Below are 14,597 nucleotides of genomic sequence, written 5' to 3' on the forward strand. Positions count from 1 at the left end.
CTCTGGATTGAAAGTTGGATGATTGTAACTATGGTATGAAGCTGAAAGACAACGCAGACAATAAAGTATCGCAAGGTTTAAGCTCATGCTGTTCATGCCTCATAATTTCCTACTTGTATGGCTGGTTCAACTGCTATCTGTCGGGGTACTTGGCGGCGGAATCTACATTCTCTATGAGTGGTACGAACAGGAACTTGTGGGCATGTCCTACTTAGTGATTGGACTGGCGATGGTTTTGTGGTCTTTTATTGGTCGTTTTATCAGTTTGCCGCTTCTGCGCCGTCCTGGCTCTGAAGAACCCAAGTTCACGCGTAGCAAAACTGTGGAGCGTTTGCGACGACCGGATGGTAGCATACTGCAAGTAGAGTTTTATGGTCCTGAGGATGGTCAACCGATTATCATGTCACACGGTTGGGGACCAAACAGTACTGTGTGGTATTATGCCAAGCGACAACTGAGTGATTCCTTTCGAGTCATTGTTTGGGATTTACCAGGGCTGGGAAAATCTTCCAGCTCGAAAAATAAGGATTATTCCCTAGAAAAATATGCTCGTGATTTGGAAGCCATTATTGCCATAACAGGAGATAAGCCTGTTATCCTGTTGGGACACAGCATGGGGGGCATGATTATATTGACGTTTTGTCGGCTGTTTCCACAGCATTTGGGAAGTCGGGTGGCTAGCTTAATTCTTGTGGATACTACCTACACCAATCCGGTAAAAACTTGTATTTTTAGCGGTTTGATACGTAAATTACAGAAGCCCTTACTTGAACCTCTGTTGTACATCACTATCGTGCTGTCACCTATCTTGTGGTTGATGACTTGGCTCTCATATCTAAATGGTTCGTTGTACATTAGCGTAGAACTGTCTGGATTTACGGGTACTGAAACACGCGGTCAACTCAATTTCGCAGCTATATTATCAGCGTTGGGTTCGCCTGGTGTTCTTGCTCGCGGTACACTGGCAATGTTCAACTACGAGGAAACTAAAACACTTGCAACTATTAACGTTCCCGTGTTAGTCGTTTGTGGCGCTTCAGATATAGCGACTAAACCTGTAGCAAGTGATCGCATGAAAGCAGAATTGCCTCAAGCTGAACTTGTCACCATCAACCCCGGTGGACATATGGCATTAATGGAGCAAAACCAGCGATTTGCCCAAGCTGTCAGCGCGTTTTGTTCTGCTTGTGGTAACTCAGGCGTTTCTCCTTAAAATTCCACCTCTTCTCGCTCTTGTCCTGTATTTCCAGTCTTATCTAAACCTTTTACCGCCCAACACATTGTGTCAATGTACCTAGCAAGCTGTGCCACAGTCGGTGCTTCAAACAAGTTACGTACAGTCACATCTATTTGGAGGGTATCACGGATTCGGGAAGTCAGCTGAGTTGCTAGTAGAGAATGACCGCCCAATTCAAAGAAATTATCGTGAATACCTACTTGCTCTTTTCCCAACACCTTAGCCCAAATTTCTACAAGCAACTCTTCAAGGCGCGTCTGTGGTGCTACATAATCTTGTTTATCAAAAATGAGTGAATCGGGAACTCTTAAAGCACAGCGATCCACTTTGCCATTAGGTGTTAGCGCAAAAGATTCTAGTATTACATAAGCTCTTGGTACCATGTATTCTGGTAACTTCTGTTTCAAAAATTGGCGAAGTTCATTTATCAGTGCTGAGTGAGAAGTTCCACTCAGGACTCGACACTCAGGACTCGGAACAATATAAGCAACCAAAAGCTGATCACCAGGTATCTCTTCTGTAACAATGACTACTGTTTCTTCCACTGCTGAGTGTTGACTCAGAACCGCTTCAATCTCTCCCAACTCGATGCGGAAGCCGCGAATCTTGACTTGATTGTCAATGCGACCTAAAAATTCAATATTGCCATCTGGTAAATAGCGGGCTAAGTCACCCGTTTTATAAAGACGTGCTTTTGGGAGAAACCCAGTTTCTGGAACTGTAATGAAGCGTTCAGCAGTTAACTCAGGGCGGTTGAGATATTCTCGTGCTAGTCCATCACCGCCAATATACAACTCGCCAACAACGCCAATGGGTACAGGCTGTAAATGGGTATCTAGCAGATAAATCTGTGTGTTCGTAATGGGGCGACCAATGGGAATAGATGTGGCTGATTCTGATAATTCTTGCACACAGTAATAAGAAGAAAATGTTGTACTTTCTGTAGGACCATAAACATGAATTAATCGTTTTGGTGAACCATTTTTGAGAACCTTTTTAACCCACCTGGTATCAACAGTCTCACCGCCAAAGAGCAAGTATCGTAACGGAGCAAAAGCTTGCGGAACATCTCTAGCAATTTGTTGAAATAATGCCGTAGTCAAAAACAGAATGCTAATGCCTTTTTGTTGTATTTGTAATGTCAATTCGTGAGGCGAAAGAGTTACATCTTTGCTAATTCCAACAAGTTGAGCGCCGTTAAGTAGCGCTCCCCAAATCTCGAATGTCGCTGCATCGAAGGAAGTATTCGAGGCTTGGGCAATTTTATCAGTAGGTTCTAATTTTACATAGTTTGTGTTGCACACAAGCCGATTTACAGCTTTGTGAGCCACAGCCACTCCCTTAGGCTTTCCTGTAGAGCCAGAAGTGTAAATGACATAGGCTAAATTGTTAGACTTTACACTGCTTTTGGGGTTTTCTTCGCTTTCTTTGGTAATTGATTCCCAGTCCTTATCTAGAGAAATTATCGGGTTTGAGAAGTCCTCAAAATGCTTGAGCAACTTTTCCTGTGTCAGCAATACAGTAACTTGTGCATCTTCTAGCATGAATTTCAGGCGCTCTTGAGGATAGCTAGGGTCTAAAGGTACATAAGCACCTCCTGCTTTTAAAATCCCCAGCAACCCCACAATCATTTCTACAGATTGTGGAATGCAAATGCCTACTAAAACATCTGAACCTACCCCCAATTTTTGCAAGTGATGTGCTAGTTGGTTGCTGCGAATATTTAACTCCAGATAGGTAAGTTGCTCGTTTTCAAATATTATTGCTACGGAATCAGGATGCTGCTTTACTTGATTTTCAAATAACTGATGGATACACTTATCTTGAGGATAATCTGCTTGGGTGTCATTCCATTCAATTAGCAACTGATGAGCTTCTGCTTCGCTCAATAGCTGTAAATTTCCGATGCGTTGTTCTGGATTAGCAACAATGCCTGACAATAGTGTTTTAAAATGTCCCAGCATCCGGGTCATGGTGGCTTTCTCAAACAAATCTGTGTTGTAAACCATTACGCCTCTAATACCCTCGGAATGCTCCCAGTTTGCCCCCCATAAACTCCTGAAATCCTCAGAAGACTTCCACAGGTGTAACTCCAAATCAAAGCGCGTTGTTTTAAAGTCAATATTCACAAAACTAGGCACTAACCCAGGTAGTTCTAGCGCCGACATTGGCGCATTCTCGAAACCAAACACCACTTGAAATAACGGATGATGGCTTAAGTTTCGCTCTGGATGCAATTCCTCAACTAGCTTTTCAAAAGGCAAATCTTGGTGGCTATATGCTCCTAGTGTTACCTCCCGTATTCTGCCTAGTAGTTCCCTAAAGGTGGGGTTGCCAGATAAGTTAGTGCGTAGCACCAAACTATTGACAAAAAAACCAATGAGTCCTTCAATTTCGCTGTGGTTACGGTTAGCAATTGGCGAACCGACTGCAATATCTTCCTGATGTGTGTAGTGGTAAAGTAATGTTCCAAATGCTGCCAGCAGCGTCATAAATAAGGTAACACCTTCTTGCTGCGACAGCGCCTGAAGTGCATTACTTAAGTTTTTCGGTAACTCTAGAAATTGTGTTGCTCCTTGATAGTTTTGTATAGCTGGTCGCGGTTTGTCGGTAGGCAGATGTAGCATCGAAATACCGTTTAATTGCTGCCGCCAGTAAGCTAACTGAGTTTGGAGTACTTCTCCTTGCAACCACTCGCGCTGCCATTCGGCGAAGTCAGCGTACTGAAGAGGTAGTTCCAACAGAGGTGTAAGTCCTGCGGACAGGCACTCTCGGCGCGTAGCGTCTTTGGAGGAGATAGCCTGCTTTTGTACAAAAGCTGTGTACAGCGTTCCCAGTTCCCGAATCAGGACCCCAATAGACCAATCGTCGCAGATAATGTGGTGCATATTCAGCAATAAAATATGTTCTGTCTCCCAAAGCACAAGCAGCATCACTCGCAGCAACGGTCCAGAGGACAAGTCGAAAGGATGTTCAATCTCTGCGGTGACAACGCGCTTTGCTTGTGTTTCCCGTTCGTTTGCTGGTAACTGCCGCAGGTCTAATACAGAAAGGGGTATGGTTAAGGAGGGTGCAATTACCTGCACGGGTTGCCCCTCCAACACCGTAAAAGTAGTGCGTAATGCTTCGTGGCGACGTACAATTTCGTTAAAGGTCTGTTCTAGTGCCGCTAAGTTAAGCGAACCTGTCAAGCGAATGACTGTCGGCACATTATAAATGGCATTGCCAGGTATCAACTGGTCGAGGAACCACAGCCGCTGTTGGGCAAAAGATGCAGGAAAGACGAAGACCTCTTCAGAAGACATATTGCTCCTTCTACTTTCTTATAACTTTTTTATAATGGTGTGTCTCATACCAATTCTCTGTAAACTTGCACTTAATACTTACTCTTTCACTCGGGCGCGTGCTTGGCGACGCCAGTCGCCTACGGAGGGAAAGCCGTCATTCGCGCTGGCGAGTCTTGGCGGTACCCTGCGGGAAGCCCTCCGGGGAAGACCGGAGGTCTCGCTGCGAAGGGCGGGGGTTCGCAATCGACGGGAACCGCCAAGACTGCGACCCCCTCACCGCTGCGCGTCTACGTTTAATAAATATTAAGTGCATCTATGGCACTTTACGGGCAAGCTATCATGGAGAATTGGTATCAATACACGCTTTTAGTTGTTCGGCAAGAACCTTTATATGGGGTTTTCTCAGCATAGTTAGATGATTACCAGGTATCATATGAATTTCTGTTCCTCCAATAGCTAATTTATCCCAACCCATACTTGGATCTCGCTCAGCAGTGCTTGATTGAGCGTTTGTTCTAAAAAGAGTGATTTGCTTAGGGTATGCTTGCGGAACATAGTTGAGCGCTGCTTGGCTGTTGGCATAGAAAACACGAAGCATTGGGCGAATTGTTAACTCGCTTAAAATCTGTGATTTGGACTCCTTAGATATAAGGTTTGCTGTGGCAGCCTCTCCCAGGATAAAGTGTGAGAACAGATTAATTTCGAGCCATTGAACAAACTTATTAAAAATAGGAATACCAGAAGTTACACTGTTAATTCGGTTCTTGCTAGGAGCGGTCATTAGATAAAAATAATCGAGGAAAAATGGCCATATAGATCGCACTACTGTAGTGAGAAGAAACTTAAAACCATTGCCAAAAGAAGGTATATTACCGGGAACTGGTGCTAAAGTGTCAAGCACAGCAAGTAAAGCCACTTCATCCCCAGACTTTTGGAGTTGAGTCGCCATCTCAAAAGCAACCAAACCTCCAAAAGACCAACCTCCTAAAAAATAAGGACCTTTCGGCTGCACTTTACGCAATGCTTCAATGTAATGAGCAGCCATGTCCTCAATGCGAGTGAGTGGAGAACTTTTTCTGTCCATGCCAATGGGTTGTAGCCCATAAAATGGTTGATTCGTCCCCAAATGATGAGCTAATTCGTAATAAGGAAAGACAACACCAAAGATTGGATGGACACAGAAAAAAGGTGGATTTGAACCAGTAGGCTGAATCGCAACTAAGGGAGACCAAGGCAGAGAATCTGTTTCTTGGCATAAAGAAGTTGCTAAATTTTCAATTGTTGGATTTAAAAACAGGGTAGATAGTGACAAATCACGCTCAAATTGCTTGTTTATCCGCTCTAGGAGGCGTACAGCCAGCAGCGAATTTCCTCCTAAGTCAAAGAAGTTGTCGTAAATACCCACACGCTCAATGTTAAGGACTTCAGCCCAGATTTTTGCTAATGTTGACTCGGTTGGAGTACGAGGAGCAATAAAGGCTTTATCTGTTGAGATATTAGTGGGAGTATTCAACGTTTCTAGCGCCAAGCGATCCACTTTGCCATGAGCCGTTAGTGGCAGAGAATCTAGCAGGACAAAAGCTCTTGGCAGCATGTATTCTGGTAATTTTTCTTTTAAGAATTCACGTAGTTCAATGGTTGTTAATGCCTGCTTTAAGTTAGGAACAATATAAGCCACCAAGTACTTATCACCAGATACATTCTCTTTAGCAATGACTACTACTTTTTGCACGCTTTGATGCTGACTCAGTACTTTTTCAATCTCTGCCAACTCGATGCGAAATCCACGAATTTTTACCTGATTGTCGATGCGACCTAAAAATTCAATATTACCATCTGCTCGATAACGAGCTAAATCACCTGTCTTGTAAAGTCGCGTTCCCTCTTTATCACTAAAAGGATTGGGAATAAATTGTTCAGCAGTTAATTCGGAACGGTTGAGGTAAGCTCGCGCCAGTCCATCACCACTGATATATAATTCGCCAGGAATTCCGATTGGTACAGGTTGTAAATGCTTATCTAATATATAGATTTGAGTGTTAGCAATAGGACGACCAATGTGTGGTTTTTCACTCATAGCACTCATTTCTGCAACGGTTGACCAAACAGTTGCTTCCGTCGGTCCATAAGCGTTAAAAAACCGACGACCAGAGTTCCACCAACGTTTTATAATATCCTCAGAACAGAGTTCACCTGCACAAATGATAGTTTGCAATGCAGGAAGTGATTCTTTTGGTAGGACTGCCAACACGGCTGGTGGAAGGGTGACGTGAGTAATAGCTTTTTCGCGCAGTAGTTGGATTAAAGCTTGTCCGGGTAAAAGAAATTCTTTCTTTGCTAAATAAAGAGTTGCTCCTGTTTGCAGTGCCATGACAATCTCAAAAATTGAGGCATCGAAACTTAATGATGCGAATTGCAGAATGCGGTGAGGAGGTTGCAAGTTGAAAACCGAAATCTGAGCTTGTGCTAAGTTGGACAGTCCTCGGTGCGGGAGCAAAACGCCTTTAGGCTTTCCTGTTGAGCCAGAGGTGTAGATAACGTAAGCTAGGTTGTCAGGTGTTACACTACTGGTTAGATTTTCCTGGCTTTGGGAAGTGTAGTGCAAAGCAGATCCGTGGGCATTTGCTTCTTTATCGTTATCCAAGGAAACTACAGATAAGCAAACTACAGATAAGCAAACTACAGATACCGAAGTCTTCCCCAAACGTTCAAAGAATTGTTCAAAGAATTGTTGCTGAGTTAACAAGACTGTTACTTGAGCATCTTCTAGCATGAAGTTAAGACGCTCCTGAGGATAGGTGGGATCTAAAGGCAGGTATGCTCCACCCGCCTTGAGGATGCCTAATATTGCGACTATCATCTCCAAAGAACGCTCTACGCAGATGCCAACTAAAACATCCGGGGCTACCCCCAGTTGTTGCAGGTGATGTGCAAGTTGGTTAGCTCGGATATTTAGTTCTCGGTAGGTTAACTGCTTGTGTACTCTACGAGTAGAAGCGCTCTGAACGTCAACAAAAACTACTGCTATGGCATCAGGAGTTTGCTCCACCTGCGCTTCAAATAACTGATGAAAACACTTGTTTTGTGGCTCATCTGTGCTGGTATTATTCCAATCAATCAATAATTGCTGCCTTTGGAGCGCAGTCAGTAAAGGCAAGTCTGTTAGGTGCTGTTGTGGATCAGTGACAATACTTTCTAGCAGTGTTTGGAAATGTCCTATCATCCGGGTAATGGTGGCATCATCAAATAAATCCGTGCTATACACCACTTGTCCTTTAAGACTTTCCAAGTCCTGCCACAGGTGAAACTCCAAATCAAGCTTTGCGGTTTGGCTGTCGAACTCGAACAGCGAAAGCGTTAACCCAGGTAGCTTTAGCGCTTCAATAGGAGTGTTTTGCAGGCTAAATACAACTTGGAACAAGGGATGGCGACTTAAATCTCTCAGGCAGTGCAGTTCCTCCACCAGCTTTTCAAAAGGCAAGTCCTGATGAGCATAGGCTCCCAAGGTTATCTCTCGCACTCGATTCAACAGTTCCCGAAATGTCGGGTTGCCTGACAAATCAGTTCGCAGCACCAAGCTATTGACAAAAAAACCAATTAACCCTTCTATTTCGCTACGACTGCGATTGGCAATAGGTGAACCTACTGTAACATCCTCTTGCTGCGTGTAGCGATAGAGCAACGTTTGGAAAGCTGCTAGCAGTGTCATGAACAACGTAACGCCTTCTTGGTGGCTAAGTGCTTCTAGTGCCTGACTCAAAGATTGCGGTAGTTCTAGAAATTTTTTTGCTCCCCTGTATGTTGGCACTGCTGGTCTTGGTCGGTCGGTAGGGAAATTCAGCACCGAGACACCGTTCAATTGCTTTTGCCAGTAAGCTAACTGAGTTTGTAGCGGCGAAAAGTCTTGCGTCCCTACTGTTTGTAGCCACTCGCGCTGCCATTGGGCGAAATCCGCATACTGGATGGGTAGTTCCTTTAGGGGTGTAAGTCCTGCGGACAGGCTGCCCCAACGCGTAGCGTCTGGGCAGGAGTTAAGCTTGTCCTCTACAAAAGCTGTGTAGAGTGCCCCCAGTTCTTTAATTAGCACTCCAATAGACCAGCCATCGGCAACAATATGATGTAGATTCAGCAACAGCACATATTCTACTTCATCCACTTGTAGCAGCGTCACTCGCAGCAATGGTCCGGTGGTTAGATTGAAAGGACGTTGAGCCTCTTCGGTTGCTAGTTGCCGCGCTTGTGTTTCGCGTTCTTGGCTTTCGAGATTGCGTAGGTCTATTATGGGAAGGGGTATGGTTAAGGTAGGAGATATTGCCTGCACGGGTTGCCCCTCTACCATAACAAACGTCGTGCGTAAGGTTTCGTGGCGGCGTACAATTTCGTTGAATGTCCCCTGTAGTGCTGCTAAGTTGAGGGAACCTGTCAGGCGAAGTGCTGTTGACACATTGTAAAATGGATTGCCCGGTGCTAGCTGGTCGAGAAACCATAGCCGCTGCTGGGCAAAAGATGTGGGAAAGACGAAAACTTCTACTTCTTCAGAAGAATTGAGTTTTTCTTCAGTAGCCGTAGAGAAATTACTGGGAATATACTGGCTCATAAGCGAATGGCACGGTTGTGTTGCAAAAACTTATGGAGAAGAAAAGAACTGGATAGAAGAGTATTTACGCTATCCAAGATTTGACACTCCCCACCCTGCCTAACGGAGTCATCGGTGGGGATTCTACATTCTACGTCAGAACTTGCTCTACCAGGCTTGCACCAAGTAGAGTAGCGGTTTCAACTCCTGTAGCGTTTGTTCGGGATTGCCCATCCCTACCTTGCCTTGCAAGATTCAGAATATTTATCGCTGCATTGACATCTCTTTGCATCTCACATCCACAACTACATTTATGGGTACGGGTTGAAAGAGACTTTTTCACAATTGCTCCACAATCTGAACATTTTTGAGATGTCATCCTAGGATTGACGGCAACAACTGTAGTACCAAACTTTGCAGCAAAATATTCCAACCAACGACGAAATAGTGTCCAAGCTACATCATTGATGGACTTCGCTAAACAGTGATTTTGTACCATGCCTTTGACATTCAAGTTTTCGTAGCCGACTAAAGCGTTAGCTTTGCATAAGGTTCGCGCCAATCTCTTAGAATGCTCTGTCCTCTGTCTACTTACTCTTAAATGCTTCTTTGCATATCTCCGTCGAGCTATTCGTCGTTGATTTTTACCTTTTTCTTTCTTGTATATCTGACGTTGAGCGTGTTTAATGGCTTTCTCTGCTTTGCGAAGAAACCTAGGATTCTCTTCATGATGTCCATTGGAATCAGAATAGAAAAATTCCAACCCAACATCAAGCCCCAGTTCACCATCAGCCGTTCTCTGTTCAGTCTTTACTTCAATGTCAACTGCAAATTGACAATAGTAACCATCTGCTTTACGAACTAATCGAACTCGTTTAATGGATTTGACAGGATAGGTGTGAATGTCCCACTTCCCTAGTAGCTTGACTTCACCAATCCCTTTTTTATCTGTAAAGGTGATACGTCTTTTAGTCGGATGCAATGACCAGCCGCTAGTCTTATACTCGACTGAACGGTTATCTTTTTGAAATCTAGGAAAACCTTTCTTTCCAGGCTTCTTAGACTTGCAATTATCATAGAATCGACTTATCGAAAGCCATGCTCTTTCTGTTGCAGACTGACAAGCCATTGAATTTAAGTCTTTAACAAATCCAAATTCTTTACGCAGTGCTGTTGAATAGTTATTTAGAGCAATCTTATCAATCTTGGACTCACTCCTGCCGTCCATCCAATATCTAATCGCTTTGTTACGGATGAATTGAGTAGTTCTAATAGCTTCATTAATAGCTTGATACTGCTGTCGTTTACCTTTCACTTTGTATTCTAAAACCAGCACTACGTTATCACCTCCTTAATTGCTTGACTCGGTTCATGCTAACATGAATATGTATCCATTGTGTAACCATCATGAAAGACAAGCAATTAAGATTAAGGATGTCTTCACGTCGCTTCAATAAATTACAGTTATATGCGGTTCACGCTGACAAGACTATGACTCAAGTGGTTGAGGAGCTTATTGACTCGTTACCCAACCCGGAGAGAGACAATTCCTCAAACACCCCACTTCCTCGTTAACCGACAGTTAACATTGGTCGGGGATGCTTTCGTCATTGTCCGCCTTACATCCCCACCGCTCCCGGCGGATGGGGTATACGACGACATGAGTTTTACAAAACCGGGATTAACAGTCCACTTGTGGTTATGCTGTCTGATTTGGTTTCGGCTGAGTCTGACAGTAAGTCAAAAGACACTTCGAGAACTAGGCGAAAAACAAGCGCGGTAAGCGTATCCTAGCTGTTCGGGACACGTCCTGTCCAATTTGGACGCTTGTTTTAATGAACGGTGTAGTGCTATAGCATTTGGTAGAGGAGGAGTTTGAAATTACCTCTCTTATTGCCCGTGAAAAAGAACGCAGCCCGTTCAGTCCCCAATCCAGAATCGCTCGTTTTAACAATACCTTTGCCATTAACTATGCATCCGGCGGAGGTATATTTGGCTTCTTTAGGTGAGGGTTCTCGGCGCACGATGCGGGAGGCGCTCAATGCGATCGCCCAACTGTTAACCAATGGCACTTGTGATGCAAGTACTCTCGATTGGTCAAAGTTGCGTTATCAGTATACCGCTGCGGTTAGGTCAGTGCTAATGGAAAAGTACAGTCCCGCAATGGCTAACAAGATGCTGTGTGCGCTCAGGAGAACGTTAAAAGAGGCATGGCGGCTAGGGTTAATGTCAGCCGAAGACTACGACCGCGCGGTCGATATCGAATCCGTGCGGGGCAAAAGTTTGCTCAAAGGGCGTTTGCTCGATGCTGAGGAAATAGCTGCTCTGGTAGATGCTTGTATCCAGGATAACACGGCAGTGGGGAGAAGGGATGCAGCACTGCTAGCAGTGTTAATGGTTGGACTGCGGCGAAGTGAGGCAACACATCTCGACCTCAAGGATGTGAATTTACGCAGTAAGGCAATAACAATTCGCTCGGCTAAGGGCAGAAAAGCGAGGATTGTATACTTACCTGAGTCTGGTATAAAAGCAGTTCAAGATTGGTTGGCGGTACGTGGCTTTGAAAGAGGACCATTGCTATATCCTTTAACTAAAGCAAAAGAAATTATCAAGAGGCGAATGAGCGAACAGGGGGTACTGAAGGCGTTGCGGCGAAGGGGCGAACAAGCAGGTGTAGAGGAGTTTTCGCCACATGACCTGCGAAGAACTTTTATTAGCAATTTATTAGATGCAGGCGCGGACATTGTAACAGTATCTCAGTTGGCGGGTCATGCGTCACCTAGCACCACAAGCCGCTATGACCGCCGAGGGGAAGCGGCGAAGAAGCGGGCTATTGATTTGTTGAATGTGCCTTATAGTGGGCGTAGGAACCGGACCTAACGAGACTTTTGGCAGCGTTACTGATACTGGAGCGCGAAATATTACTTAACATTTAACTGATGGGAAAACCCGATTTTGGCGTAAAAGTAGCGAAGGCACATTCAGACTGGTCGAGCGAACATGACCATTATTTGTACGGTACGCCTAAGAGGGAGACTCTAGACACTCCATGAGTGATGAACGCTTATTCTGATAGGACACCGAAGCGCTCATCATCACCTAAAATAATATCGATAGCGAATTAGATATCGATATTGATATCAAGATGCCTGTGCAGAAGTCCGACAAAAATCAAAAGACCCCAAAAAGCCAGATGATCCGCGTGCCAACTGCGCTGATTCCATACGTAAAGGAGCTATCACAGTTACACAGACAGGGGCATACAACTGCCATCCAGAAAGGTTTGCACTCATTGCTATCAGCAATTGATAGCGATTTAGATAGCGATATTGGGTCGGATAGTGAAACAGTTAAGCAGCTTGTGCTTAGGCTAGAAAAACTAGAATCACGTCAAGGGAAGAGCGATGCACCATCAAAATCCGTGGAGCACCTAGAGCAGCGGCTAGAAGCTATGGCAACAAAACTGGCGCAACTGGAAGCAGCACTTGTGCAGATGCAGCGCAACAGAAATACAAGCAGGAGGCAAGGTTTTCCTTACAATAACCATTTCCCAACAGAGGTACAACTTCAGTCCTACACCCAAGAAAATTTGGCAAAAAGATTGGGAGTTGATGCAGCAAGCTTGGCTCATATACGTACAAGTCGTAGCCCAAGCGATTTTGAAAGGTGGTGTCGCTCTAGAGACCCCAGCGGGCTAGGTTGGCGGTTAAATGAGAGCGATGGAATGTACAATCCGGTGAAGTAAGCGGCTTTCCCTCATTCCTTAAAGTACAATACAACCCGTCGGGCAGCACGTTCTCCCCGGCGTTGCTCCCGCTTGCATTCAGCAACCACAGCCCGGAGTGAAGATTCTCGCTCGTGCAGCGGGTTCAATGCCAAACTACATCAGCTTTGTTGCCCAAATCAATTGCAGGTCCAACTGGAACAATCACCGGATTTCCAGCTTTCAAGTCATCATAGTAGTGCTGTTTGATATGGTTCATCTTCACAGTCGCTGCTACAGATGGTAGATTGTAAATACGCCCTGTGTAGGCAGAGAGTGCCGGGTAATCAATCAAGCGTTTGAGATTACATTTGAGAGCACCATAGTAGACAGCATCGAAGCGACAGAGCGTACAGAACAGATGCAAGTCACTCTCTGTAATGCGATCGCCCAACAGATACGGTTGTTGAGACAAACGCACATCAAGTGTATCTAGCGCCTGAAATAGCTCTTGAACTGCTTTGTCATAAGCTTCTTGAGTACTGGCAAACCCTGCCTTGTACACGCCATTGCAAACCTTGTCGAGTACGAATGCGTTCATTGTTTCGATTTCCGAACGCAGGTTATCCGGGTAAAAATTGACAGAAGCATCTCCCCAAGCATCGAAGGCGGAATTTAACATCCGAATAATTTCGCCAGATTCGTTGTTGACGATTGTTGAGGTTTTCTTGTCCCACAGGACTGGAACCGTCACTTTGCCTGTAAAATCTGGTTTTGCTGCCTGATAAACTTCGTAGAGGTAACGTCTGTTTGCGACATGATCCACAGTGCTCATTGGTGTGTCACCCTTCGGGTTCGCCAGTTTGCTTATGCCGGGAGACCCGCCCACCGCAACTGGCTCACCAAACTCCCAGCCGTTTGCTCCAGCCCAACGGGGATGCACTACTGACATCGAAATCACATTCTGCAATCCCTTCAGTTGCCGATACAGAATTGTTCGATGTGCCCAAGGACAAGCATAGCTGACGTAGAGGTGGTAACGTCCGGCTTGTGCCAAAAATCCCGATGAGCCATCGGCTGTTACCCAATTGCGAAACCAATGTTGCTTTTCCTGCTGGCGTATCTTTTGCAACTCGGGTGTGTCAGAGATGTCGTTGTACCACACACCGTTAATCAAAGTTTTGATTAAGCCGAAACTTTTTTGATTAGAGCTTGTTAAAGCATTGTTTGGATGATTGACTGTGGCATTAAGCATAACTGTTTTCCTGTTGATTGTTCTTATTGCAATGGCTTTCGCCAGTTCTCAACAACTGTTCGATGAAGGCGAATACGGTTATCCCACCCTGGAGTTGTGCTGCTATACTGGTTGATACTGCTTTGCGTCTTTTGTAAGTAGTTAACGGACTGTTGCAATTAATTCTGAGCCTTGGATTTTGTCAGTTGTAATGAAGTAATTGCCACTAAGATAAGTCCACCCCCGATGATTTGCATTGCCGTTAATGTTTGCCCAAACCAAACCCAAGCCAGCACTGCTGCAATTACGGGTTCAATAGTAGCGATGATGACTGCACGTTGGGCTTGTACGCGTTGGATACCCCATAGATAGAGTAAGTAGGGAAGCAAATTACCCGCAATACCCATGTAGAGAACTTTGGGAAAATTGGTTGGTTCTAGCAGTTGAGTTGGCATTCCTTGAGTGAATAGGTAAGCGACCCAAAATAAACTAGCAACAGAAAATATCTGCTGCATCACTTCTATTGGCGTAAAGCTGTTGAACTAAGCCGGACAGTCACC

At 44.8% G+C, this 14,597-nt stretch carries 9 protein-coding genes; 4 read left to right on the forward strand and 5 right to left on the reverse strand.

The features are described from left to right. The first annotated feature begins 94 nt into the window (after positions 1 to 94). Positions 95 to 1,213 carry an alpha/beta hydrolase gene (locus DP117_RS34925; protein WP_248277980.1) on the forward strand — a complete coding sequence of 373 codons (1,119 nt, stop codon included), beginning with the start codon at positions 95 to 97 and terminating at the stop codon, positions 1,211 to 1,213. Here the strand turns inward: DP117_RS34925 and DP117_RS34930 are convergent. From DP117_RS34930 to DP117_RS34940, 3 genes are all read right to left on the reverse strand, one after another. Continuing rightward, on the reverse strand, positions 1,210 to 4,542 hold the full coding sequence (locus DP117_RS34930) for a non-ribosomal peptide synthetase (protein ID WP_169222716.1): 3,333 nt from the start codon (positions 4,540 to 4,542) through the stop codon (positions 1,210 to 1,212). The two genes, DP117_RS34925 and DP117_RS34930, sit on opposite strands and share 4 nt — an antisense overlap. Positions 4,543 to 4,861: 319 nt before the next feature. After that, a complete protein-coding gene (locus tag DP117_RS34935; protein WP_169222717.1) occupies positions 4,862 to 9,121 on the reverse strand; it encodes a non-ribosomal peptide synthetase in 4,260 nt (1,419 codons plus the stop codon). A 130-nt stretch (positions 9,122 to 9,251) separates the two neighbouring features. Next, on the reverse strand, positions 9,252 to 10,436 hold the full coding sequence (locus DP117_RS34940) for an RNA-guided endonuclease TnpB family protein (RefSeq protein WP_169222718.1): 1,185 nt from the start codon (positions 10,434 to 10,436) through the stop codon (positions 9,252 to 9,254). Positions 10,437 to 10,616: 180 nt separating this feature from the next. On the opposite strand from DP117_RS34940, the gene DP117_RS34945 reads away from it, so the two are divergent. The 3 genes from DP117_RS34945 to DP117_RS34955 all read left to right on the forward strand — a co-directional run bounded on the left by DP117_RS34945 (position 10,617) and on the right by DP117_RS34955 (position 12,845). Beyond that, the gene (locus tag DP117_RS34945) at positions 10,617 to 10,883 is read left to right on the forward strand and encodes a hypothetical protein (protein ID WP_169222719.1); all 267 of its coding nucleotides are present in this window, start codon (positions 10,617 to 10,619) and stop codon (positions 10,881 to 10,883) included. 92 nt (positions 10,884 to 10,975) lie between these two features. After that, the gene (locus DP117_RS34950; protein WP_348983014.1) at positions 10,976 to 11,980 is read left to right on the forward strand and encodes a site-specific integrase; all 1,005 of its coding nucleotides are present in this window, start codon (positions 10,976 to 10,978) and stop codon (positions 11,978 to 11,980) included. A 271-nt stretch (positions 11,981 to 12,251) separates the two neighbouring features. Continuing rightward, a complete protein-coding gene (locus DP117_RS34955; protein ID WP_169222720.1) occupies positions 12,252 to 12,845 on the forward strand; it encodes a hypothetical protein in 594 nt (197 codons plus the stop codon). 124 nt (positions 12,846 to 12,969) lie between these two features. Here the strand turns inward: DP117_RS34955 and DP117_RS34960 are convergent, their stop codons facing one another. Then, the gene (locus tag DP117_RS34960) at positions 12,970 to 14,058 is read right to left on the reverse strand and encodes a glutathione S-transferase C-terminal domain-containing protein (protein WP_169222721.1); all 1,089 of its coding nucleotides are present in this window, start codon (positions 14,056 to 14,058) and stop codon (positions 12,970 to 12,972) included. A gap of 158 nt (positions 14,059 to 14,216) precedes the next feature. Next, a complete protein-coding gene (locus DP117_RS34965; RefSeq protein ID WP_339381206.1) occupies positions 14,217 to 14,555 on the reverse strand; it encodes a DMT family transporter in 339 nt (112 codons plus the stop codon). Positions 14,556 to 14,597 lie beyond the last annotated feature (42 nt).

The organism is Brasilonema sp. UFV-L1, assembly GCF_012912105.1.
GTDB lineage: Bacteria > Cyanobacteriota > Cyanobacteriia > Cyanobacteriales > Nostocaceae > Brasilonema.